We start from the raw sequence: 22,847 nt of genomic DNA, 5'->3' as shown, positions 1-22,847 counted from the left end.
AATCCTATACTCAGTTATAACAATAAACATATATTCAAAATTTAGGATATGAAGAGACTGTTTTTGTTTATGGTAGGTGTCATTCCTTTGGTAATGTCATGTAGCAAAAGTGATACTGATGATATTGCTTCCGCCATATATGAGGATAACGATAAACTTCTAAAGGAAATTGCGACAATGTCTAGAGGTTCTTTTGGAGTTGCATGGACAATAGATAATAATCCGGTAGACACGGCAACATTTTCAAATCAGGATAATTTCTCTTTACCAGTTATTTCCCATTTTCCGATGGAATATTTCATGAAGATTCTTTACAGTGATCGTAATCCTGAGGACTTTAAAGAAGAAAATCTCAGATACAATCATTGGTCGTCATGGCAGATGGATTTGGCGTTTGTCGGATTGTCAACCAAAAACGTTTATTTTTCAAATACCTCATTAGATCCAAGCGCAGCATTTATATTGGATAATGTGTATTACCAATGTAAGATGTGGACAAATACAGGACAGTCTGCAATTAAGCAGACAGCTTTGATATACGATATGGATAAAGATGTATGGTCTGGAGTGATGCCATTAGATAGCCTTTCCATTACAAATATGAAGACTTCTGAGACAAGAACATTGCGTGGAGGTTCTTCCCCGATACTCATGTCATTCCAGACTACGGGCAGAAAGAAATAAGAACGTAAGGTGGAGACGGAACAGCAACTGCTCAATGCGATAGTAAGTGGTGAAAGTCAGGCGATGCGACGCCTGTATGACCGCTTTTCAGGATATACTACGGCAATAGCGCTGAGGTATATTCCTGATTATGACGCAGTCAGAGATGTTCTGCAAGACAGTTTTGTAAGCATTCTGACCAACGTTCGTCAGTTTGATTTTCGTGGCGAGGGAACGCTGAAGGCCTGGGTGGCAAGAATCGTAGTCAATCATGCCATTGACTGGATTAAGGAACATGAGAGAAACATAACAATATCAGATATGCCTAAGGAAGTCGTAGACGATGATGTGCCAGATGTTGACGACGTGCCGCCAGATATACTTGATGCGATGATTGGACAATTACCCGTCGGATACAGAACCGTGCTCAACTTGTATGTCTTCGAACAACTCTCTCACAAGGATATAGCCAAACGACTGGGTATCAAGGAGTCTTCCTCGGCCTCACAGTTCTTTCACGCAAAGAAGTTATTAGCAGAAATGATTAGAAAATACAGATATTCACAAGCAATATGAAGCAAGAAAAACCACAGGTAGGCAGACAAAATCCAGAAGCGGATTGGACGAACAAGCTACGCGGCAAGCTGGCAGACCGCGAAAAGCCAGTCCCAGCAGGTTTGTGGGCTGATATCGAGGCGCATCTTCAGAAAGAGGGCACCGTGAATCGGGTTGAGGCTGAAGCCACAAAGCGCCCTGTCCGTCTTCTGTCTTTGTGGACCAAGCGTATCGCTGTTGCAGCAGCCATTATTGGGGTGATGACCTGTAATGGTTTCCTGATGTGGGAGATTAGCCATGAGCAGAACGCCCAAATGGCAGAGAAAATAACGGTGAATACGCCAAAACGTGCTTCTGAAACTGGAATAATGCACGAGAAGGTATATGAAATCCATCCGAATGCATTTATAGCGCAGAAGATGTTGTTACAAGCGGATATAATTCACTCGAATTCACCAGAAAAGGCACCAGAAGTGTTAAATCAGGAAGTAAAAACGCCCATTTCATCGGAACCTCCTGTTGAAGAGCCTCAAAGGGCTATGACCAGCTATCAGGAACAGGAACCGCTTAACCAGTTCTACGAGAATCTGGCACAGACAACGAAGAAGAGCAAGCGAGGCCGTATGAGTTTTAATCTATACGCCCAAGGAGGTGGGGGTAGTCAGATGAGTACTAATGGGGTCGTCATGAGTCCGTCGATGGCAAGCAGTTATAACTATTATGGCCATTTGCTTGCCCCCCATGGAACGCGTTCTGATAATGAAATTATCTATCTTGTGGATTATAAGGAACGCCAGAAGCACTATCAGCCCGTTTCGTTTGGCTTGACAACTAACATTCCTGTCACGTCGCGGCTTTCGTTTACCACTGGTTTGGTTTATACCCGTCTGCATTCAGACTTTACCAGCATTATTGGAGGATTCCCCCTTTTAAAAGAGCAGACATTATATTATCTGGGCGTTCCATTGAGTGTGCAGTATCAGTTGTGGAATTATAAGCGACTGAGTGTCTATGCGTCTGCAGGCGGACAAGCCGACTATAACCTGAGGGCTCACATGGAGCAGCAAGGCGTAGATTATCCTGCCTATCGCGATCGCTGGCAGTTCTCTGTTCATGGAGCAGCTGGTGTTGAGTATGATGTGATTCCGCAATTGGGCATTTATGCGGAGCCTGGCGTAAAGTACTATTTCAACAACGGAAGTAATGTCAGCACCTTCTTTAAAGACAAGCCGACAAGTTTCAACCTGCAACTTGGTTTACGCCTGAATCTGAAGAAATAAAAGAAAAATAAAGTGGGAGTTTAGACGGAGCAAATCCAGACTTTACTCCGAGTAAACTCCCACTTTACTCCGTCTGGACTTTTAGTAATTAATGTCGTAATCGATGTGATAATCTATTTTTCTTGCCTTTCGCAGAATGTCATACATGCGCTGTATGCCCTTTTTCTGCTGATCTGTAGAATTCCCTTTTGAGACCTTTCCATTGATAAGACTGATTGGCTCAAGGTCATATCTTGCCATTCCGCTTGCGTCTGTGAAGAGATGGCAGAAATTCAGACCTGTTGACAGGGCACTGGATATGGCGCTGTTGAGTTTGGCTTCGAAAAGAAAACTGTTTCCTGAATAGAACATGATGACATACTGCGTTGGTATTGGGAAGGCTTTCTCGTCAATACGCTTCGAGTCCTTGATTTTAAATTCGCCAGTTTCCGGATTCACGGCAACAATGTTGTCGAGGGTCAGCACATAGTCCTCCGAAATGATATCAATCAGCTGTGCCCCTTCGGGTTTGATGACAGCATAGAGGTTTGATGAAGATTCTGCTTCGATATCGTCGTTGTTGTCGGAGCATGAGAGCGACAGACAGGCAAAAATGGCTGTTGCTAAAAGATAATATAGTTGTTTCATGTTTGTAGTATTATTATTTTGTTCCATTTGTGATGTATTCACAACCGCCAGTTTTGGAATAGCGGAGATAAAAATAGCCACCTTCTAGTTCTTTGTCGTCCAAATAGAAATGACGTTTGATTTTCGGTTCACCATTAGATTTCCATTTGAAATTGTTGCTGTATGCCAGTTTAACCTGATGATTTTCAGGTAGATGAAGTGTTATCTCGCGTCTGTCAATATTGTCTGTGCCGTCAAATTCGCCGAAAACCATTTTATAGCAATCATATGAACTGGTTATGGGATTCCAATATTGTCTAAGCATGAGTCCATAGAAATGAGGCATATAGGCTCTTGTACCAGCCTTTTCGTACATGTTCTCCAAATACTCCTGCTCTGTCATCAAAGAATAGTCCTCACCTTGATAGGTAACATAAATGTCTTTTATCAGATTGCCCTGATAGGTGGAGTCGAGTAAGTCGTGTCCTTCGCTGTCTGTCATAAGAATGGTGAATTCTATCGGACTAATGTCCCAAATGACATCACTGTTTTTGTCGCAGGCTGTTAAGAAACACATTGCCAACAGTATTGCGGCTGAGAATGTTAGCTGTCTCATTTCTTTTATTTATAATTAGATGTTTGCTATATAATTAGAACTTGAAACACATGGAAATCCTGCAGCATGCCTGGCGGATTTAACGATTATTATGAATTTTGATATACCAATGTTTGGCAGATTCGGGATTTTGTACTATCTTTGCAATCCATAAACTTTACTAACATAAGAACTGACACTATGGAGCAACTACTTCATTATGTGTGGAAGCATAAATTGTTTCCGTTGCATGAATTACTGACCAGCGATGGTCAGACCGTTGAGGTGCTTGACCCTGGGCTGCATAATCGCAATTCCGGGCCAGATTTCTTTAACGCGAAAGTCAGGATAGGAGATACTCTTTGGGTGGGTAACGTGGAGATACACGACAAGTCGAGCGACTGGTATCTGCATGGTCATGATAAGGACTCCAGCTATAACAACGTGATACTGCATGTGGCAGAGGCTCTTGACGCTGAAGTGATGAATACCAATGGGGAATTTATCCGTCAGATGCAGCTCGACGTGCCTGATAAGGTGAGGGAACACTACGATGAATTGCAGAGGACAGACAGCTATCCCCCTTGTTATAAGGTTATACCTGATTTGGAAAGGCTGACTGTTCATTCCTGGATGGCTTCCCTGCAGACGGAACGGCTGGAACAGAAGACAGAGGCCATACACAAACGGGTGGAACTGTGTAATGGCTCGTGGGAGAATGCTTACTTTATGACGTTGGCTCGTAACTATGGGTTTGGTATTAATAATGATGCCTTTGAATGTTGGGCGCAAAACCTGCCTTTGGATGCTGTTGCTCATCATCGCGACAACCTCTTTCAGATAGAGGCTATCTTCATGGGACAAGCTGGACTGCTGGAACTTGACACCATACCAGAGTATTATCAGAAGGATGCGCTGAACGAGGGCTATTTCGCTAAACTGCGCAATGAATACCTCTACCTGGCCCACAAATTCTCGATGAAACCGATGGATTATAAACTCTGGCGATTTCTGAGGCTTCGTCCACAGAACTTTCCCCATATTCGCATTTCGCAATTGGCCAACCTTTATTACCAGCAGAAGGCTGGACTCAGCCAACTTGTGGAGTGTGAGACCATAGAAGAGTTGAAAGCCCTGTTTTCATCGCAAGTAACGCCTTATTGGGAGACGCATTATACCTTTGGTTCTACCAGTAGCAGGAATGAGAAACATCTGGCTTATGGATCATTGAACCTGCTGATGATCAACACGGCTATACCTATGCTGTTTGCTTATGGGCGTCACAAGCAAAAGGACGCGCTTTGCGACAGGGCCTTTGATTATTTGGAGCAGTTGAGAGCTGAGAACAACTATATTATCAGAATGTGGCAGCAGGTGGGGTTAGTTGTACAGACAGCAGGTGACTCGCAAGCACTTATCCAACTGAAGAAAGAATATTGCGATAAGAGAGACTGTCTCCGATGTCGATTTGGCTATGAATATCTTAGGAAGAAATAATAATGGAACAAGAACTATTCTATGTGATGGCGCTGACGCGCCTGACCAACTTTAACTACCAGCAGGCTCTCGAACTGTATAAGGCTGCGGGAGGAGCACGACAACTGTTTGAGAACCGCTCCCATATTGACGAATTAATCGGTGAATGCTCACCACGTCTTGTTGAGGCTCTGAAAGACTGGAGCAATGCGATGAAACGGGCTGAGGCTGAGTCGCAGTTCATGCAGGAGCATGGTGTCAAGGGAATTTCGCTAAATGATGATGACTATCCCCAACGACTCAGAGAGTGCCCTGATGCGCCATTGGTATTATATTATAAAGGTAATAGTGAACTTAATCAGGCAAAAGTCGTCAGTATTGTTGGTACTCGCCACATCACTTCTTACGGACAGGATCTGATACGTCGTTTTATCAGCGATTTGCATCAATACTGCCCTGAGGTGCTGATAGTCAGCGGTTTGGCTTATGGCGTAGATGTGAACGCTCATCGTGAGGCACTTGCCAATGGTTATGAGACAGTAGGAGTACTGGCTCATGGATTGGATAGGATATATCCGTATCACCATCGTGAGATAGCAGCCCAGATGTTGAATCAAGGCGGACTGCTCACAGAGTTTATGACGCAGACCAATGCCGACAAGCCCAACTTTGTGCGTAGAAACCGAATCGTGGCTGGTATGTCAGATTGTACGATTCTGGTTGAGAGTGCAGAAAAGGGTGGTGGCCTGATAACTTGTGAGATCGCCCAAAGCTATGATCGCAGCGTTTTTGCATTCCCTGGTAATGTCGGGGCAGAATTCTCCAAAGGTTGTAACAATCTGATACGTGACAATGGGGCTGGCCTCATATCAAATGCAGAGGATTTTGTAAAAGCCATGGGTTGGCAGGATGATGTTCGAAGGAAACAGGCTTTTATCGACGGAATCGAAAGAAATCTCTTCCCGGAATTGTCGTTTGAAGAACAGCAGATTGTGAATTTGCTCCAGAAAACCAACGACTTACAGCTGAACATACTTGGCGTGAAGACGGGCTTCAGCATCGGACAGTTGACAGCCCTGCTTTTTCAGTTGGAGATGAAGGGTGTTGTGAAACCCTTGGCGGGCGGTATGTATCATCTGTTATTGTAAAAATATTATAATTCTCAATTTCCGATTCTCGTTTCTCAATTATAATAAGTATCTTTGCAGCGTTTTAATTCGAATTAATTATGAAAATAGCTTTAATCGGCTACGGAAAGATGGGCAAGATGATAGAGCAGATAGCCTTGAGCCGTGGTCATGAGATTGTGAGTATTGTCGATATCGATAATCAGCAGGACTTTGATTCGCCTGCTTTTGCTTCGGCTGATGTTGCCATCGAGTTTACGGCTCCACAGGCGGCCTATGGTAACTATCTGAAAGCTTGGAAGGCTGGTGTGAAGGTTGTCAGTGGTTCAACGGGTTGGATGAAAGATCATGGCGATGAAGTTCGCAAGGCGTGTGCTGAGGGTAAGACACTTTTTTGGGCTTCGAACTTCTCGATAGGTGTGGCCATATTCTCAGCCGTAAACCGTTATCTTGCTAAAATCATGAATCAGTTTCCACAATACGATGTAGAGATGGAGGAGACGCACCACGTGCACAAGCTCGATCACCCCAGCGGCACAGCCATTACGCTGGCCGATGAAATCGTAGAGAATATTGACCGTAAAGAGGCGTGGGCAGAAGATACTACGGATAAGAAACTGCTGCGTGTAGACCATATCCGCCGTGGTGAGGTGCCTGGCATCCATACCGTTCGTTACGATTCTGATGCCGATCTGATTACAATCACCCACGATGCTCACAGCCGTAAGGGCTTTGCCCTCGGAGCCGTGCTGGCTGCCGAGTACACAAAGGATCATCAGGGTCTGCTGACAATTTCTGATATGTTTAAGTTCTAAAACATAGGTTAAAGTCTGGAAAAGATGCAACTTCCTTAAATATCGTTGCGTCAAACCGATGTGAATGTAATTTTGATAAAATGGTAAAGAAGCAAGAATTCAATCCGAAGGTGCAGTGGGCGAAGTTCATCGTTGTGCTGGTGCTCTATCTGCTCTTCCTTTATTGGGTTAAGAGTTGGTGGGGGCTGCTCGTAGTGCCTTTCATCTTTGATGTATATATCACCAAGAAGATTAAGTGGCAGTGGTGGAAAGAGGCCGAGAAGCCGGTTAAGTTTGTCATGTCGTGGATAGATGCACTGGTGTTTGCTTTGGTGGCTGTCTACTTCATCAACCAGTTCTTCTTCCAGAACTATGTGATTCCATCGAGCTCATTGGAGAAGTCGCTGCTGACAGGCGACTATTTGTTCGTCTCAAAGGTTAGCTATGGTCCCCGTATTCCACAAACCCCGTTAACGATGCCGCTCACTCAGCATACTCTGCCTGTGGTAGAGTGCAAGAGCTATATCGAGTGGCCTCATTGGGACTATCGACGTGTAAAAGGTCTGGGTAAGGTTGAACTGAATGATATCGTTGTTTTCAACTTTCCTGCAGGCGACACCCTGTGCGCAGCGCCACAATATCAGGCCTACGACTACTATCAGATGTGTTATGGCATAGGTTATCAGCTCTATCCTAACCGCCCTGATCCCGACTCATTGTCGGCAGATATGCGTGTGAAGTACTTTGATGCCATCTATGCAGCAGGTCGTGATGTGATTCGTCAGAATGCTGCTGAATATGGCGAAATCATCACCCGTCCGACGGATCGGCGAGAGAACTATGTAAAACGCTGTGTTGGTTTACCAGGACAAACGTTGCAGATAAAGAACCATATCATCTATCTCGATGGTAAGGCTAATAAAGAGCCAGAGAATGTGCAGTATACCTATCGTCTGAAACTGAAGCAGGCTATCCCTGATGATATGATGGAAGATCTCGGCATTTCGATGGAAGATTTGACGAGCCTGAACACCGCGGGATATCTTCCTTTGACGAAACGGGCTTTGGAAGTGCTGAAGGCAAGAAAGGATATTGTAGAGAGTGTTGAACTGAATACAGAGGTAAACGATTTAGAAATATATCCGCTAAACGGAAATAAACACTGGACAAGAGACAATTATGGACCAGTTTGGATTCCGAAGAAGGGTGAATCTATCACGCTTAATCTTGATAATATCGCCATCTATGAACGTCCTATCAAGGTTTATGAAAATAATGACTTGCAGATTAAAGACGGTAAAATTCTCATTAATGGTAAGGAAGCGAAGGAGTATACCTTTAAGATGGATTATTATTGGATGATGGGTGATAATCGTCACAACTCAGCCGACTCACGTTACTGGGGATTTGTACCTGAGGATCATATCGTGGGTAAGCCTATCTTCATCTGGTGGTCGAGCGATCCGGATCGTCATGGCTTTAGTGGTATACGCTGGAGTAGGCTGGGGCGGATTGTGGATAATATCAAGTAAGTTATCTAAGGTGGAGAACATTCTGCTAAGTACAACATATTTTGGCCCGGTGCAGTGGTATCAGAAACTACATCGGGCCAAATCTGTGCAAATAGAACAATGGGAGAATTTCTCAAAACAGACTTACCGCAACCGTTGTCTCATTGCTACGACCAATGGTGTTCAGACACTTACTGTGCCAGTGGAACATGGGGACAGTTTGCTGATAAAGGATATTCGCATCAGTGATCATGGTAATTGGCGACATCTGCATTGGAATGCCTTGAAGAGTGCCTATGGAGAATCACCTTTTTTTGAGTATTATCAAGATGATATTCGTCCGTTTTTCGAACAGCGTTGGACGTTTCTGCTCGATTTCAATGAGGCTATCCGTCAGAAAATATGTGAGCTAATCGATATACAGCCTGTAGTGTCTCTTACAGAGATGTATATGCCGGATGTTTCAGAGAAAGATTATCGTGAGACAATCCGTCCGAAACATCCCGTATCAGATTCAGACTTTCTGTTAAAGCCTTATTATCAAGTATATAAGGAAAAATACGGATTCCTTCCAAATCTCTCAATTTTGGACCTTTTGATGAATATGGGCCCAGAGGGTATATATTATTTATAAACTATTGAGACATATAGAAAAGCAGATTTCTATGTAAGTTTGTTGGCTGTTTCGGGGATTATGCTTACCTTTGCACCAACTTAAAAACCAAAACAATGAGGAAATTTGTCTTATTATCTTTGTGTTTCATTTTCAATCTGACCATATCAAGTCAGACGCAGCATTTCTATACATCTGATAAACTGTCGAGTAACCAGATTACAGACATCTGTCAGGACAAGACGGGTTATATATGGATAGCCACAGAATATGGCCTGAACAAATACGATGGCTATCGTTTTACAAACTATCTGCATGATAAAAATAACCCCGCCTCAGTCAATAGTAACAATATCGTTGTGCTCTTTGTTGATAATATGGGGTCTATGTGGGTTGGTTGTGGTACTGGACTTTGTAGGTATAATAGTGCAAACGACGAATTCGAGAGAGTTCAATTCCCTGAGATTGCATCGGCTCGCGTGAATGACATTATACAAGAAAATGACACGCACCTGTTAATAGGAACGGCAGGATACGGCCTCTTTCGGGTAAATATCAGAACACTCGAGGTTGTGGCAGTAAACAACTATTCCAAGGCTGACGATAAAGACTATTTCAGTCATATCATGATCGATGAAAAGGGAAATTTCTGGAAGGCAGGTTCTGCTCCAATAGTCACAATCAGACAGAATGATAGGCGTCATACCATCCGGACTTTTGAATCGCCCGTTGGAACGGTGACTGATTTTATCAGTTATGAAGGAGGTGTTTTGATGGTGTGTAAAAAAGGTTTGGCCTTCTATCGAAATGGAAAATTGCAGTGCGATTTCTTCGATATTAGTGTTTTGGGTAGTGAGAATGTCCAGTTACGTAGTGCATTCCTCGACAAGGCTGGTAACCTGTTTATAGGGACTCTCGGGCAGGGACTTTGTTGGATACCACGCGGTTCCCGTCAACTTCAACGTTATGAATACACTAGCGGATCCTTTGACCTGAACACCTCAAATGTATGGGCTTTGTTTGAAGATAACCAGGATAACCTCTGGGTGGGATGCTTGAAACGCGGACTGCTGTTACTGCCTCAGCATGAGCCTTTGTTCACTACTTGGGAATTCTCTGCACAGAATGTCAGTATTGGTGGCTCTGTAACCTCCGTGTGTCAAGGTGATAATGGTATGACGTGGTGTGCGGTGCAGAACAATGGTATCTATGGCCTTGATGCTAATGGAAAGGTTGTAGCTCATCCGGCTTCTCCGTCCGACACATATTCAATCTATCGTGACAAACAAGGTAACTATTGGATTGGTACGGGCAAAGGGCTCTATTCCTATAACCCACAGACAGGTGCTTATAAGAAAGAGGTGGATTTTGATAGCGACTACATTAACGTAATGGCAGACGATGGCAAGGGGCTCCTTTATTTCTCAACCTATTCGAAAGGCTTTTGTTCTTATGACCAGAAGACAAAAGAGCTGAGAAACTATAACATGCAGCAAACAAACAAAGAAAAAGGGCGGTTGCATAATAACTGGGTTATGTCGATGATGGTAGACAGCAATGGGAAACTATGGTTAGGCACCTCCTCAAATCTGTGTTGCTATGATCCTGAGAATGATTTCTTTAGACCCTATGGCTGGGAGGTACAGTTGGAGGGTAAGGGGGTAACTGCGCTTTATGAAGATGCGGCTCATCGGATTCTGGCTGGCACCGATACGGGACTTTTTCTTTATGACAGCAAAAAGGGAAATTTTATACCTTGTCCTAGAGCAGAGGTTTTGGCAGGTAAGGTTATTTGTGGCATTATGCAGGATGACTTTGGTGATTTGTGGTGTAGTTCTTCTATGGGTATATGGCAGTATCAGGCCAATAAAAACAGATTTATTGCACATGTCTATGGCAACGGGTTGATAACACGTGAATACGTGTCGGATATTGCTATTAAGAAAGCTGATGGTACCATTTGTTTCGGAATTAGTGATGGAATTACCTTGTTCCAACCTGCGACTTTGAGAAATAGACAAGACAGGCAGAATTCTGTTCATTTGACAGGGTTGTTTTTAGGTGGTATTCCAGTTAACTGCAAGACTTTATCTGATGACGAGTATGTGATTACGACGGCTTTGGAGCAAAGCAACCGTTTTCAATTGTCATATCTCGACAACTTCTTTACAATGGAGTTTTCATTATTAAACTACTCGAATACAGAAAATGTTGTTTATGAATATCGTTTAAACGGTTCTAAGGAGTGGACGCAGACAGCGGCAGGCAGTAATAGTATCTCTTTTACACATCTGCAGCCAGGTTCTTATGTATTGGAGGTTAGAGCTTATGATAACGGTGCTTATACAGATTCGCAGGTGTATCGCATCATTGTGCGTGCGCCATGGTATCGTTCATCGTGGGCGTACCTTATATATATATTAGCAACTCTTCTTGTGGTTGGCGTACTTATTTGGGCGTATATTCGCAGACGTAAGCAGGAACTTGACGAGGAGAAGATGAAATTCCTGATAAATGCAACCCATGATATCCGTTCGCCGTTAACACTTATCATGAGTCCGTTACATAAACTGTTGAAGCGCGAATTAGATAGTGATTTGAAATCGGAACTGAAGACGATTGAGCATAATGCCCAACGTGTTCAGAATCTGGTAAACCAGATACTTGATATTCGTAAAATAGACAAACAGCAGATGAAGTTACAATGTCAGGAAACCGATATGGTACAGTATGTTGGTAATATCCTGAAGTCATATGAATATACTGCAAAAGAAAGAGGCATGGGTTTCAGATACGTACCGGCAATAGACCAGTTGAAGGTTTGGTTCGATCGCACCTCAATAGATAAGGTGATTGACAACCTGCTTTCCAACGCCTTCAAGTATACCTATGATGGAGGCGAAATAGAGGTGCGTGTAGCCGAAGGCCCAGGTCAGACGGCGGAGTTGCAAGTCCTTGATAATGGTATGGGAATCAAGGGTGATGTACATAAAATTTTTGACCGTTTCTATCAGGGTAGTAGTTCACGCTCGTTGCATATTGAAGGTACTGGAATCGGCTTGAACCTCTGTAAGATGATGGTTGAGATGCATCATGGAACTATTGAGGCTGCAAATCGTGAGAACGAACAGGGTAGTGTGTTTACCGTACGTTTGCCGTTAGGAAACAGTCACCTGACAAAAGATGAATTGCTTGTAGCCGAGGAAAAAGAGCGACAGGCAAAGCCAAAATCGCAGTCAAATTATCATGTATTAGTTGTTGATGATGACGTTGAGATTGGCGAGTACATCTCGCAAGAATTAGGAGCTTTTTATCATATTACTGCTGTAACTAGTGGAAGAAAGGCGCTTCGGACTTTGCTGGCAGTAGATCAGGATAAGCAGTTCGACCTTGTGGTGTCTGATGTGATGATGCCGGAAATGGATGGCTTTACATTGCTGAGAATGATTAAATCGAACATGAATATTGGACATATCCCAGTGGTGATGCTGACTTCAAAATCGGATGTGGCCAATCGTTTGGAAGGTCTTGAGAAAGGGGCCGACGCTTTCCTTGCAAAGCCTTTTGATATGGATGAGCTACATGTGATTATCAATAATCTGATAAGTAAGAACTTACGCTTGAAAGGCAAGTATTCTGGTACCCAACAGCAGAAAGACAAGGTCGAGGAGAAGCAGGTGAAAGGAAATGATGAGGCTCTGATGGAGCGAATCATGAAAGTTGTAAACGAACATTTGGATGACAGCGATTTCAATGTTGAAGTGCTGACGAAGGAGGTGGGTATCAGTCGGGCTCAGCTGCATCGTAAGATGAAGGAGATGACAGGTCTGCCAGTCAGCGAGTTTATACGTAACATCCGTTTGGAACAGGCAGTACGTCTGTTAGAAGAACAGAAAATCAATGTTACGCAGGTTGCTTATTCTGTAGGATTCAGTAATTTGGCGCATTTCTCTACGGTCTTCCGTAAACAGTTTGGAGTCTCGCCAACAGAGTATATGGAGCAAAAAGTAGCCAAAAAACAAGGTTGAAACAAAAATGAAATGAAGTGAAACATACGTTAAAGCCTCTAAAAAGAAATCTGCCTACCTTTGCGGCAGATTTTTTATTAAATTAATTGATTATTAACTAACAAAACCAAAACGTATGAGTTTCAAAGCAAAGAAAACAGCCATGTTGGTAGGATTGTGCTTCTTGGGCATGATCACTGCACAGCAGGCTTCGGCAGCTACCGAATCTGTAGCTTCCGTTCAGCAAACGAAGCAGGCTACTGGTCAGGTCTCAGACTCTCAGGGTCCACTGATTGGTGCCACGGTCATGGAGAAGGGTACCAACAATGGTACAGTCACCGACTTTGAAGGTAACTTCTCTCTTAATGTTAAGCCAGGCGCTACGCTCGTTATTTCTTATGTCGGCTACAAACCACAGGAAATAAAGGCTGGTGATAATGTACGCGTAAACCTGAAAGAAGACGGCCACGTAGTTAACGAAGTGGTTGTTATCGGTTATGGTACCCAGCGCCGCGAAGCCGTTACAGGTTCTGTAGCCAACATCGGTGGTGAGAAACTGAATCAGATTGCTGCTACTAACGCTGCCCAGGCCCTGCAAGGTCGTGTAGCTGGTGTGCTCATGACACAGACATCGTCTAAGCCAGGTGCTGAGATGCAGATTCGTATTCGTGGTCAGCGCTCACTGACCGCAAGTAACGACCCTCTGATCGTGCTCGATGGTATTCCATTCATGGGTCAGCTCTCTGATATCAATCCTGCTGACATCAAGTCAATGGATATCCTGAAGGATGCTTCTGCAACAGCCATCTATGGTTCTCGTGGTGCTAATGGTGTTATCATCATCACAACCGTTAAGGGAGCTCAGGGCACACCTGCCAAGGTTACATATAATGGTTATGTAAGCTTTAAGAAGGTTTTCCACAAGTATCCTATGATGGATGGACCTACGTTCTCTAAGATGCGTCAGTATGCAGGTCTGTACCAGAATTCACTCGACGAGAGCGAAACCACCAATACCGACTGGCAGGATTTGTACTATCAGACAGGTATCAGCTATAACCACGACCTGAGTGTTGCTGGTGGTACCAATGGCGGTAGCTACAGCTTTGGCGCTGGTTATTATAAGGATGAATCTGTTGTTCCTACCGAGGGTTACGACCGTGTTTCTATCCGTGGTAACTTCGACCAGAAGGTTGGAAAATGGTTCCGTTTCGGCTTGAGCACCAACAATAGCTATCGTAAAACTCAGGGTGTGAACAACATGTACGCTGTACTGGGTTCGTCACCTCTGTCAAGCCCATACGACGAGAATGGTAACCTGAAGCGTTACAACGCTCTGCCTGCCGACGACCAGATTGTGGTTACAAAGGAGACAGTAGAGCGCGACAAGGATATATGGTTGAGCGAGAACAAGGGTATCGGTTCGTATAATACCCTGTTTGCCGAGTTGAAGTGCCCATGGATCGAGGGATTGAGCTATCGTGTAAACGTAGGTCTTAACTTCCGTTCTTCTAAGAGTGGTTCTTTCACAGGTACTGGTATTAACAATAAGGATGCCAACGCTGTTAACAGCGGTTCTGTCTATGAGAACCAGACCCGTAACTGGGCTGTTGAGAACCTGCTCACATTTGATCGTACTTTCGCCGAGAAGCACAACTTGAATGTTGTTGCCATGTACTCTGCTGAGCAGACAACTTATGAGCAGAGTGGTGCATCAGCACAGGATATTCCTGCCGACTACTTCCAGTACTATGCACTTGACAAGGCTATTGGTCAGGCTAACCTCACTGGTTACAACTACTGGCAGAGCGGTCTGATTTCTTGGATGGGTCGTGTCATGTACTCTTATGATAATAAGTATATGATTTCGGCTGCCCTCCGTTCGGACGCTTCTTCACGTCTGGCTAAGGGTCATCAGTGGCACACATATCCTGCAGTAAGTGCCGGTTGGAACATTGCCCGTGAGAGCTTTATGGAGGATCTGAAGTGGATCGACAACCTGAAACTTCGTGTAGGTTATGGTGAAACTTCTAACCAGAGTATCAACCCATATTCTACTCTTGGAGGTCTGGCTACACGTAACTATAACTTCGGCTCTACCTATAAGTCAGGTTACTATGTGAACTCTCTGCCTAACCCTGAGCTTGGTTGGGAGTACTCTAAGACTTGGAACTTCGGTCTCGACTTCTCGTTCTTCAATGGTCGTCTGTCTGGATCGTTCGAGTACTATACTCAGAAAACTAACGATATCCTGCTCAGCGTAAAGCTTCCAGATACATCAGGTGTAAACAGCTATACTGGTAACATCGGTAAGACTCAGAACAAGGGTTGGGAGTTCTCTCTGAACGGTATCATCCTCGACAACAAGAACGGTTGGAATTGGGAGGCTGGTGTCAACTTCTATCAGAACCGCAACAAGCTGGTTGAGTTGGCCTCTGGCAAGGATCAGGATGAGGCAAACCTCTGGTTCGTTGGTCATCCAATCGATGTTATCTACGACTACGAATATGAAGGTCTGTGGCAGGAGGGTGATCCCTACATGAACATTCTTGAGCCAGGTGGAAACGTAGGTATGATTAAGGTTAAGTATCGTGGTGATGCTTCTAAGGGCGACTTCCTGGAGGACGGTGTAACGCCAAGCCGCCAGATTGGTCCCGACGACCGTCAGATTATGAGCATGGAGCCTGACCTGATCGGTGGTTTCAATACAACTGTTGGTTACAAGAACTTCGATCTGACTGTTATCGGTGCCTTCCAGGTTGGTGGTAAGCTGATTTCTGCCATCCACTCTTCAAATGGTTACTTGAACATGCTTTCTGGTCGTCGTAACAACCTCGACGTTGACTACTGGACCGAGGAGAACACTGGTGCAAAATATCCAAAACCAGGTGGCATTATGAGCAGCGATAACCCCAAGTACGGTTCTACATTGGGTTATTTCAATGCTGGTTACCTGAAGTTCCGCACCATCACTCTGGGTTACAACTTCGATAAGCTGCAGGCTGTAAAGGATCTTGGTATCAGCCGTCTGCGTGTATATGCTACCGTTCAGAATCCATTCGTGCTCTTCTCGCCATACAACAACGAGAGCGGACTTGATCCAGAAACCAACTCTTGGTCAAACGAGAATACGGCTGTAGGTTACTCATTCGGTAGTCACAGAATGCCTATCGTAGGTTATAACACACCTTCAACCCGCAACTTCATCTTCGGTGTTAACGTAACATTCTAAAGAATCATTTAAGAATTAAGAGTTATGAAAACTAAAAGTATCAAATATATTCTTGCTGCGGGTCTCGTATGCTGTGGTCTCTCAACTACCATGACATCCTGCAACGACGTGCTCGACGAGCAGCCTCGTAGCCAGTTCGACCCAACCTTCTTTAATACGAAGGCGGGTATTGAGGGCGGTCTGACATCGCTCTACGCTCACCTGCGCTATTTCTATGGCAACGGTTACTACCTGAACACCCTTGAGACAGGTACCGATGAGTACACATACGCACAGAGTGCCGATGGTAACTTTAAGGATGCCGACCTCTCAGGTGTAGGTTCTGTTACTCCTTCAAGCACCGTTTCTGGTGGCGCATGGGGTACCCTGTTTGCTAACATCAATACCGCCAGCGGTATTATCGAGAATGGTGCTGAGGCAGGCATTGATCCAGCTCTGCTGGCCGAGGCTTACTTCTTCCGTGCATTCGACTACTTTATCCTGGTGCAGACCTACGGTGGTGTGCCCCTCGATCTGGGTGCTGGCGAACTGAAGTTCAACACCTCTACTGCTCGTACTTCTGTACGTAATACTGTTCCTGAAGTCTATGCAGCAATCTTCAGCGACCTTGAGAAAGCTGTTGCCGATCTGCCAGAGACTCCGCGTCTTACTGGTACTGCTACTAAGAACTTGGCTCGCTTGTACCTCTCTAAGGCTTATCTGACATACGCTTGGTGGTTGGAGAACCCAAACAATATTCCTACCTATCCTGAGTGTAGTCGTAATTCTGGTGAGGCCCAGAGCTATTTCCAGAAGGCTTACGATACCGCTATGCAGGCCATCAACAATCCTGGTCCATACGCTCTGCAGCCTACATTCTATGATGTAAACGTAGCTACCAACGACCGCAACTCTGAAATCATGCTCTACGCTGATCACGACGAGGACGAGAAGTATGGTAACGGTGGTGCTGGCTATGGTTGGGGTAACGGTGGTTCTCCTGAGAACTTCGCTTACTGGATGGAGACTTGGAACTACACCGAGATGATTGCAAAGGCTGCTTCTGGTGCTTCTATTAACCCCATTCAGCGTGAGGCAGTTCAGGCTCTCGGTCGTCCTTGGACTCGTATGGCTCCTATCGCCGACAACTTCATGGAAGGTGGTGTTTGGGAAGATGCTGTTAAGGCTATCGACTCTCGTTACGATGCAACCTTCACCCTGCGCTATCATACCAACTGGCAGAAGAGTGGTAACACCGAGCCTTATGTATTTGGTGCTAATGGTGAGAAGGTATATCCCAACGAGGTTTACTTCTCTTGGGTTCCTGAGAGCGAGGACAGCAAGATTAACTACACTGGTGCCGATGGTAAGCTTGGTTTCGGTGAGATGGCAGGCCGTCCTGACTTCGTAGTTGCTGTAAACCACATCAGCCGTAAGAAGTACCCCATCAACTGGAAGATTGGTATCTATCGTACTGACAATGCTGGTGGTCTTGGTTCAAAGGTTAATGGTGGTAGCCCACGTCCTTGGAACGTTGCTAAGTTCTCTGAGTTCTATCTCATCGGTGCTGAGGCTGCTGTTAAGCTCGGTAAGCAGGCCGATGCTAAGACTCTGGTTAACGTACTCCGTGCCCGTGCCGGTAAGCAGACATTCTCTCAGAACGACAACGTAGCCGTTTCTGTTGATAACAGCGCCGCTATGGTTGCTGCAACACCGGACCCGATCACTATCGATTTCATCCTCGACGAGCGTAGCCGTGAGTTCTGGGGTGAGGGATACCGTTGGTTCGACCTCGTTCGTACTCAGAAGTGGGCTGAGCGTGCTGGTACATACCGCATCGCTGGTGCTGGTTACACCGATAAGGATCTGCAGACAGTTAAGCGCGATATTCCTGCTGGTTACTATATCCGTCCTATCCCACAGGGACAGCTGGAGGGTATGGAGATGACCGAGGAGGAGAAGGATGCATATCAGAATCCCGCATATAGGAATTAATTTTAAGTTAGTATCTTTTCTGTGTAGAACACGGGCCGTCGTTGATGACGACCCGTGTTTTCTATTCCTTACTCACGTGATAGTTGTTATATCCGAGAAACATCCCACACTTCTCACACTTCCCACACCCGACTTAGGTGCGGAAAGTGTGGGATTTCAAAAAACAAGGAGAATTTTCAATCTGAACTAGGGGTTGACTTACCACTTGTCATGGGTGTGGATATCGTCGCCCCAGCGGTGATCCTTAGGGAAAGGCTGCCCTTCCCAGGCTTTGACTTGCGTCCAAGGCTGCGGAGCATCTGTCCAGAAAGGATGGTTGGCAGGCAAACCGAGGGGCATAAAAGCTAATGAGGTCATGTAGAGCGAGCCGTTATTGGTATACCAGTCAGCTATCTCGGGCTGTGAACCACAGAAACCGATAGTCAGATAACCAGCGTCGTTGAAATTCTTGCTTAGGCAAGCGTCTCCTTGGGCCGAGTGCTGTTGAATATCGAACATACGATGTAATACCTTTGTAAGGGCTGCACGTACCTGACCATTGCTCAACTCCTCAGGAAGTTTCTGATACCATGCCATTAGGGCCAAAGGTTGCATGGCTGCCATGCGATATGGTATAGAGCGGCCAATGACGGGGAAGGTACCCTCTGGCGAGATAAAACGTTCAAGGATGATAGCGAACTTCTGTGCACGCTTCAGGGCACGATCATGATACTTTTGGTAGTCCAGGCGCGAGTTGACTTTGGCATCGACCATCGCTTGCAACGTTTCCAGATACATGGCATGGAAAACATAGCTCGAATAATAGTCAAAGGCAAACACTGGGCCGTCAGCATACCAGCCGTCGCCAACGTACCACTCTTCAACTTTGCGGCAGGCGGTGTTGACACGGAACTCATCGAACTGTGCTCCAGCTTTGGCTAGCAAACTCTCGATAGTCGACGAGAAAAGAAACCAGTTCGTGTAAGGAGGGTCTATCTTGCGCATGCCTTGGAATTCCTTGATATATCGCTGTTTCGTGATATCGTCAAGTGGTATCCATAGAGTGTCCCAGGCGCGGAGGAACGATTCTGCGATGTAGGCTGCATCTACCAGATTCTGCCCAGCTTTGCCCCAACACAAATAATCTGGAGATTCGGGGTCGACAGAATTCTTGTATGCAGCAAGAGCCCATTCGCGGAGTTGCTTTCGTTGTAAACCTTCTGGTGTGTTGTCATCGGGTAAGGTGAGCCAAGGGGCAATACCTGCCATTAAGCGTCCAAAGGTCTCCATATAGACAACAGAGCGATCGCGGTTGTCGAACGATGGGGAGAACTCTGTCTTCATGTTCTTCTGCAATTCTCCCTTGGCCATGTTTTCCAATACGGGCTGTGCCATCTTATAGGCCAGAGAACACCAATAGTCACGATCGGTCTGCTGCTTTACTTTTTTAGCGTGGAGTGGCAGAAGTAGCGCTAAGGCTGTCATCAAGGTAATAAGTCTTTTCATTGGATGGTGTATTTAATTTTGTTGTTTGTTTTTTGTGATTTGACAGTTAGAACGATACGATACATTTGTTTTCCCCACATGCCTTGTAGCAGTGGGTCAAGCAGGTCGCTGATGTCTTCAATGGTGGCTGAGAGTTGGTTGGTGTCGAAGTGAATACGGCTCAAAGCGTTGCGGTCGAGGGTGATGAACATCAGTCGGGTTGGATGGCAATATTCGCTCAGTTCATAATCCTCAGTAATAGTAATGGCAGATTTGCTCGATGAAACCGTACGTTTCCATGTCTTTATTCCTGCTTCGTCGGGATAGGCACCTGCAATGTCAAGTGTCAGTTGACCGTTTCTATGGCTAATGACTTTGGCTGCATATTGCCTACCGTCCTTCTGATCGATGCCATTAATCTGAGGCAGGTTGTGATATTGTGACTGCATAGTCCAGATGCTATATCGGTCGTTACTGAATGTCTTGGCTGTATATTCACCTACGCTAGGGTCGATAAATAATGGCTCGCCGTCAGCATAGACAATGAAAGACCCCACGTCATTGTGGTTGTGACTCTCACCATTGGTCCCTCCTTTCATGGCTATAAACAGATTACCTCTGCGGGCCGTCATAACCTGAAGGTTGGGGAGCCACACATCTTTTAATAATGGTTCGCATGGTCGTTCTTCGATGAAATGGCGGATATTTCGAAGAAAGAAGAGCTCACGGCTGAGTGTGGGAAAGTTACCGCTCTTATCGTATAGAGCTGCAGGATTGGTGAGCACTCCCTTTTGGCGCCCTAAGTAAGCTCCGAACTCTCGCATGGTCTGATCGCCGAGCCAGAGGCCGAAAGGATAGACAATGTTCACCTGTTGTACTGCCTTATTCTCATGTGCATCGGCGAAGTTTACGCAGTAGTCATTGCCTATGTAGGTCTTATAGGCGTAAGATGCCATCTTACCGATTTTATCAGCATCGTCAGGAAAATCAGGCATCAATCTCAGTACCTCGAACATCGAGGCGGCAGCACGATCCCAGTAACCAGGGCCTTCGTCACAGCCTCCATCGTCGGGATACGCGTCGATAAAGGCTTGTGTAGCTTTCTGTATCTGGGCGATAGCTTCAGCTTTACGAGCCTCGTCGTGCTCGCAGAGCAACACGCATGCCAGCCAGTTGCTGCATATCCAGGGATTCCAGTTCATGCCAGCCGTTTTCCACCAATAGTCTTTCTTCAAGGCCGGCACAAGGATACGTCGTTCTATCTCACGATCAATGCGCTGGCAGAGGTCGGGTGAAAAGTCATCAAACTGTTTCTGAAGCATATATTTGGTCCACACGATGAGATTGGCGGTCTCGGCATTAAAGAGGTCCACCTCCTGAAGCTCTGCCAAGGGAATGGCTTTGGCGTAGTGGGCAGGGATACCCCACCACGTTTCCTCACAAAAGCTGCCTATTCCATCGATGATTTTGCCAGTGAAACGACCTTTACCTTCTATAATCTCAGCCATGACGAGAGCTGCCAACTGACGACGTTTCTCAAAGCAGATGGTTTCGTAGTTCACACGGTTGCCCGTTTGCTTGTTCTCTGCGAAGACGGTAAAAGGTAATGCCGTCCAAGGCTTGTCAAGGTATTGTTCGCCATAAGTGATATAACTCTGGCGCATTTCTGTGGGAATAGAATCCTGCCAGAAGTTGTCGTCAGCCTGCGGCAACAGACTGGTTATGCTGAGAGTTATCGTCAATAGCAGATTCATTGTCCAATATATCTTATGTATTCACACGCGGCTAGCAGGAAGGCGCCAACGCCGAAATTGGCCTGAGAGTTTGCATCGACCGTCTGACCAGGGATGGCGCGTTCACCTATGGGTTGAACATATCCAATCTTACCATCTTTCTGTAGTGCGATAGTAGTCAGATAGTTCCATGCTTTCTCGATGGTTGGTCCAAACTCTTTCTTTTGCAGGTAGCCATGATTAACGCCCCAGAGCAGTCCATAGCAGAAGAAGGCAGTACCGCTGGTCTCATAGCCGGGAGCTTGTTTGGGATCCATCATCGAGCGGGTCCAATGCCCCTCAGGTTGTTGCAATCTTTTTACGCCACGGGCCAGATTAGTGAATTTCTCTGCGAAGAAAGGTTGGCGCACATAGGTCTGAGGCATGTCTTGTAGAACCTTGGCCAATCCTGCCAGTACCCATCCGTCGCCACGTGCCCAGAAATCTTTTTTACCTGCTGCGGTCTTATGCTTCGGGTAGATATACTTACCGTCACGGAAGTAAAGCCCCGTTTCGTGATCTAGCATAATAGAGTCACTATAACAGATATTCTCATAGAGTTTACGCAGATATTTCTCATCGCCAGTAAGTTTATACATCTTTGTCATCACGGGCATCACCATGTAGAGAGCATCGGCCCACCACCAGTAGTCATGTGCTTTAGAGTCGGCTTCATAGCCCATTACCTCTTTGGCACGGGCAACTTTCTTTTCATCTTTTTCAAGATTATAGAGGTCGATATATGTCTGGAAACAAATCTGCCAATCGCCGAAAAGAACATAGTCCTGTCCTTCTCCGTATTGTTTGTATTTCCAGTTCGAAGGATCCGGCTCAGTGGCACCTTTCCACTGGTTATGCTCTGCCCACTGAATACTATAGTCGAGCATCTTTTCGTCTTTCAGTATTTTGTATACCTCCATATTGCCCGTATGATAGGCGGCGTTGTCCCAAAAGGAGCGCACCTCAGCAGGATTGTTTGTCTGCCAGTAGGTGTTTACCTTTCTGATAACATCCTTCACCTCATTGGCCGTCCAACGTTTTGCTTGTAGAGTCAGGGCCGAGAGCAATGTGAGTGTTAACAGTAGTCTTTTCATAATCTGTTATGTTAGCTGTTTGCAAAGATACTAAGAATCTGTCATAATATAGGTTCTAAGCTTGTTAATTCTTACAAAAGGGGG

General features: G+C 45.4%; 16 protein-coding genes. 11 read left to right on the top strand and 5 right to left on the bottom strand.

The window, feature by feature from the left end:
- The first annotated feature begins 48 nt into the window (after positions 1 to 48).
- The 3 genes from BMX82_RS04785 to BMX82_RS04775 are packed head-to-tail and all read left to right on the top strand — an operon-like array spanning position 49 to position 2,498.
- The gene (locus BMX82_RS04785) at positions 49 to 684 is read left to right on the top strand and encodes a hypothetical protein (RefSeq protein WP_143058312.1); all 636 of its coding nucleotides are present in this window, start codon (positions 49 to 51) and stop codon (positions 682 to 684) included.
- Positions 685 to 693: 9 nt separating this feature from the next.
- The gene (locus BMX82_RS04780) at positions 694 to 1,239 is read left to right on the top strand and encodes an RNA polymerase sigma factor (RefSeq protein WP_036910689.1); all 546 of its coding nucleotides are present in this window, start codon (positions 694 to 696) and stop codon (positions 1,237 to 1,239) included.
- A complete protein-coding gene (locus BMX82_RS04775; protein WP_091766545.1) occupies positions 1,236 to 2,498 on the top strand; it encodes an outer membrane beta-barrel protein in 1,263 nt (420 codons plus the stop codon). Before BMX82_RS04780 ends, BMX82_RS04775 begins: the two co-directional genes overlap by 4 nt.
- 81 nt (positions 2,499 to 2,579) lie before the next feature.
- On the opposite strand, the gene BMX82_RS04770 is transcribed toward BMX82_RS04775, so the two are convergent.
- Together BMX82_RS04770 and BMX82_RS04765 are read right to left on the bottom strand one after the other, a co-directional pair.
- Entirely contained in the window at positions 2,580 to 3,125 is a 546-nt protein-coding gene (locus BMX82_RS04770; protein ID WP_143058311.1) for a hypothetical protein, read from the bottom strand.
- Positions 3,126 to 3,138: 13 nt separating this feature from the next.
- A complete protein-coding gene (locus BMX82_RS04765; RefSeq protein ID WP_143058310.1) occupies positions 3,139 to 3,720 on the bottom strand; it encodes a hypothetical protein in 582 nt (193 codons plus the stop codon).
- Between the two features lie 180 nt (positions 3,721 to 3,900).
- On the opposite strand from BMX82_RS04765, the gene BMX82_RS04760 reads away from it, so the two are divergent.
- The 8 genes from BMX82_RS04760 to BMX82_RS04725 all read left to right on the top strand — a co-directional run bounded on the left by BMX82_RS04760 (position 3,901) and on the right by BMX82_RS04725 (position 18,433).
- Complete coding sequence (locus BMX82_RS04760) at positions 3,901 to 5,196, top strand: DUF2851 family protein (protein WP_091766540.1); 1,296 nt, start codon at positions 3,901 to 3,903, stop codon at positions 5,194 to 5,196.
- Between the two features lie 2 nt (positions 5,197 to 5,198).
- Entirely contained in the window at positions 5,199 to 6,323 is a 1,125-nt protein-coding gene (gene dprA, locus BMX82_RS04755; RefSeq protein WP_036910679.1) for a DNA-processing protein DprA, read from the top strand.
- A gap of 80 nt (positions 6,324 to 6,403) precedes the next feature.
- Positions 6,404 to 7,117 (top strand): 4-hydroxy-tetrahydrodipicolinate reductase, encoded by a 714-nt coding sequence (dapB, locus tag BMX82_RS04750; RefSeq protein ID WP_091766534.1) that lies wholly within the window; start codon positions 6,404 to 6,406, stop codon positions 7,115 to 7,117.
- Between the two features lie 80 nt (positions 7,118 to 7,197).
- Complete coding sequence (gene lepB / locus BMX82_RS04745) at positions 7,198 to 8,628, top strand: signal peptidase I (RefSeq protein WP_091766531.1); 1,431 nt, start codon at positions 7,198 to 7,200, stop codon at positions 8,626 to 8,628.
- A gap of 10 nt (positions 8,629 to 8,638) precedes the next feature.
- A complete protein-coding gene (locus tag BMX82_RS04740) occupies positions 8,639 to 9,241 on the top strand; it encodes a WbqC family protein (RefSeq protein ID WP_036910673.1) in 603 nt (200 codons plus the stop codon).
- A 95-nt stretch (positions 9,242 to 9,336) separates the two neighbouring features.
- Positions 9,337 to 13,248, top strand: coding sequence for a two-component regulator propeller domain-containing protein (locus tag BMX82_RS04735; RefSeq protein ID WP_091766528.1), 3,912 nt, complete (start codon positions 9,337 to 9,339; stop codon positions 13,246 to 13,248).
- A gap of 169 nt (positions 13,249 to 13,417) precedes the next feature.
- Positions 13,418 to 16,459: a SusC/RagA family TonB-linked outer membrane protein gene (locus tag BMX82_RS04730; RefSeq protein WP_369794034.1), complete on the top strand. Its 3,042-nt coding sequence runs from the start codon at positions 13,418 to 13,420 to the stop codon at positions 16,457 to 16,459.
- Between the two features lie 24 nt (positions 16,460 to 16,483).
- Positions 16,484 to 18,433 carry a RagB/SusD family nutrient uptake outer membrane protein gene (locus BMX82_RS04725; protein ID WP_036910666.1) on the top strand — a complete coding sequence of 650 codons (1,950 nt, stop codon included), beginning with the start codon at positions 16,484 to 16,486 and terminating at the stop codon, positions 18,431 to 18,433.
- A 198-nt stretch (positions 18,434 to 18,631) separates the two neighbouring features.
- Here BMX82_RS04725 and BMX82_RS04720 read toward each other — a convergent pair whose 3' ends face one another.
- From BMX82_RS04720 to BMX82_RS04710, 3 genes are read right to left on the bottom strand one after another with little or no spacing between them, the layout of a single operon-like run.
- Complete coding sequence (locus BMX82_RS04720) at positions 18,632 to 19,918, bottom strand: DUF2264 domain-containing protein (RefSeq protein WP_036910664.1); 1,287 nt, start codon at positions 19,916 to 19,918, stop codon at positions 18,632 to 18,634.
- On the bottom strand, positions 19,915 to 21,651 hold the full coding sequence (locus BMX82_RS04715; RefSeq protein ID WP_255396546.1) for a heparinase II/III domain-containing protein: 1,737 nt from the start codon (positions 21,649 to 21,651) through the stop codon (positions 19,915 to 19,917). The genes BMX82_RS04720 and BMX82_RS04715 overlap by 4 nt, the downstream gene beginning before the upstream one ends.
- On the bottom strand, positions 21,648 to 22,763 hold the full coding sequence (locus tag BMX82_RS04710) for a glycoside hydrolase family 88/105 protein (protein ID WP_081911036.1): 1,116 nt from the start codon (positions 22,761 to 22,763) through the stop codon (positions 21,648 to 21,650). The genes BMX82_RS04715 and BMX82_RS04710 overlap by 4 nt, the downstream gene beginning before the upstream one ends.
- Positions 22,764 to 22,847 lie beyond the last annotated feature (84 nt).

It is taken from the genome of Prevotella sp. khp7 (assembly GCF_900109055.1).
Classification (GTDB): Bacteria; Bacteroidota; Bacteroidia; order Bacteroidales; family Bacteroidaceae; genus Prevotella.
The sequence above is the reverse complement of the archived record's forward strand: the minus strand, read 5'-3'. Positions and strand labels throughout refer to the sequence as shown.

Coding starts and splice junctions, on each gene's coding strand:
- BMX82_RS04765 (WP_143058310.1), bottom strand. CDS start 3,720: ATGAGACAGCTAACATTCTCAGCCGCAATACTGTTGGCAATGTGTTTC.
- lepB (WP_091766531.1), top strand. CDS start 7,198: ATGGTAAAGAAGCAAGAATTCAATCCGAAGGTGCAGTGGGCGAAGTTC.
- BMX82_RS04730 (WP_369794034.1), top strand. CDS start 13,418: ATGATCACTGCACAGCAGGCTTCGGCAGCTACCGAATCTGTAGCTTCC.
- BMX82_RS04735 (WP_091766528.1), top strand. CDS start 9,337: ATGAGGAAATTTGTCTTATTATCTTTGTGTTTCATTTTCAATCTGACC.
- BMX82_RS04760 (WP_091766540.1), top strand. CDS start 3,901: ATGGAGCAACTACTTCATTATGTGTGGAAGCATAAATTGTTTCCGTTG.
- BMX82_RS04720 (WP_036910664.1), bottom strand. CDS start 19,918: ATGAAAAGACTTATTACCTTGATGACAGCCTTAGCGCTACTTCTGCCA.
- BMX82_RS04715 (WP_255396546.1), bottom strand. CDS start 21,651: ATGAATCTGCTATTGACGATAACTCTCAGCATAACCAGTCTGTTGCCG.
- BMX82_RS04725 (WP_036910666.1), top strand. CDS start 16,484: ATGAAAACTAAAAGTATCAAATATATTCTTGCTGCGGGTCTCGTATGC.
- BMX82_RS04710 (WP_081911036.1), bottom strand. CDS start 22,763: ATGAAAAGACTACTGTTAACACTCACATTGCTCTCGGCCCTGACTCTA.
- dapB (WP_091766534.1), top strand. CDS start 6,404: ATGAAAATAGCTTTAATCGGCTACGGAAAGATGGGCAAGATGATAGAG.
- BMX82_RS04775 (WP_091766545.1), top strand. CDS start 1,236: ATGAAGCAAGAAAAACCACAGGTAGGCAGACAAAATCCAGAAGCGGAT.
- BMX82_RS04770 (WP_143058311.1), bottom strand. CDS start 3,125: ATGAAACAACTATATTATCTTTTAGCAACAGCCATTTTTGCCTGTCTG.
- BMX82_RS04785 (WP_143058312.1), top strand. CDS start 49: ATGAAGAGACTGTTTTTGTTTATGGTAGGTGTCATTCCTTTGGTAATG.
- dprA (WP_036910679.1), top strand. CDS start 5,199: ATGGAACAAGAACTATTCTATGTGATGGCGCTGACGCGCCTGACCAAC.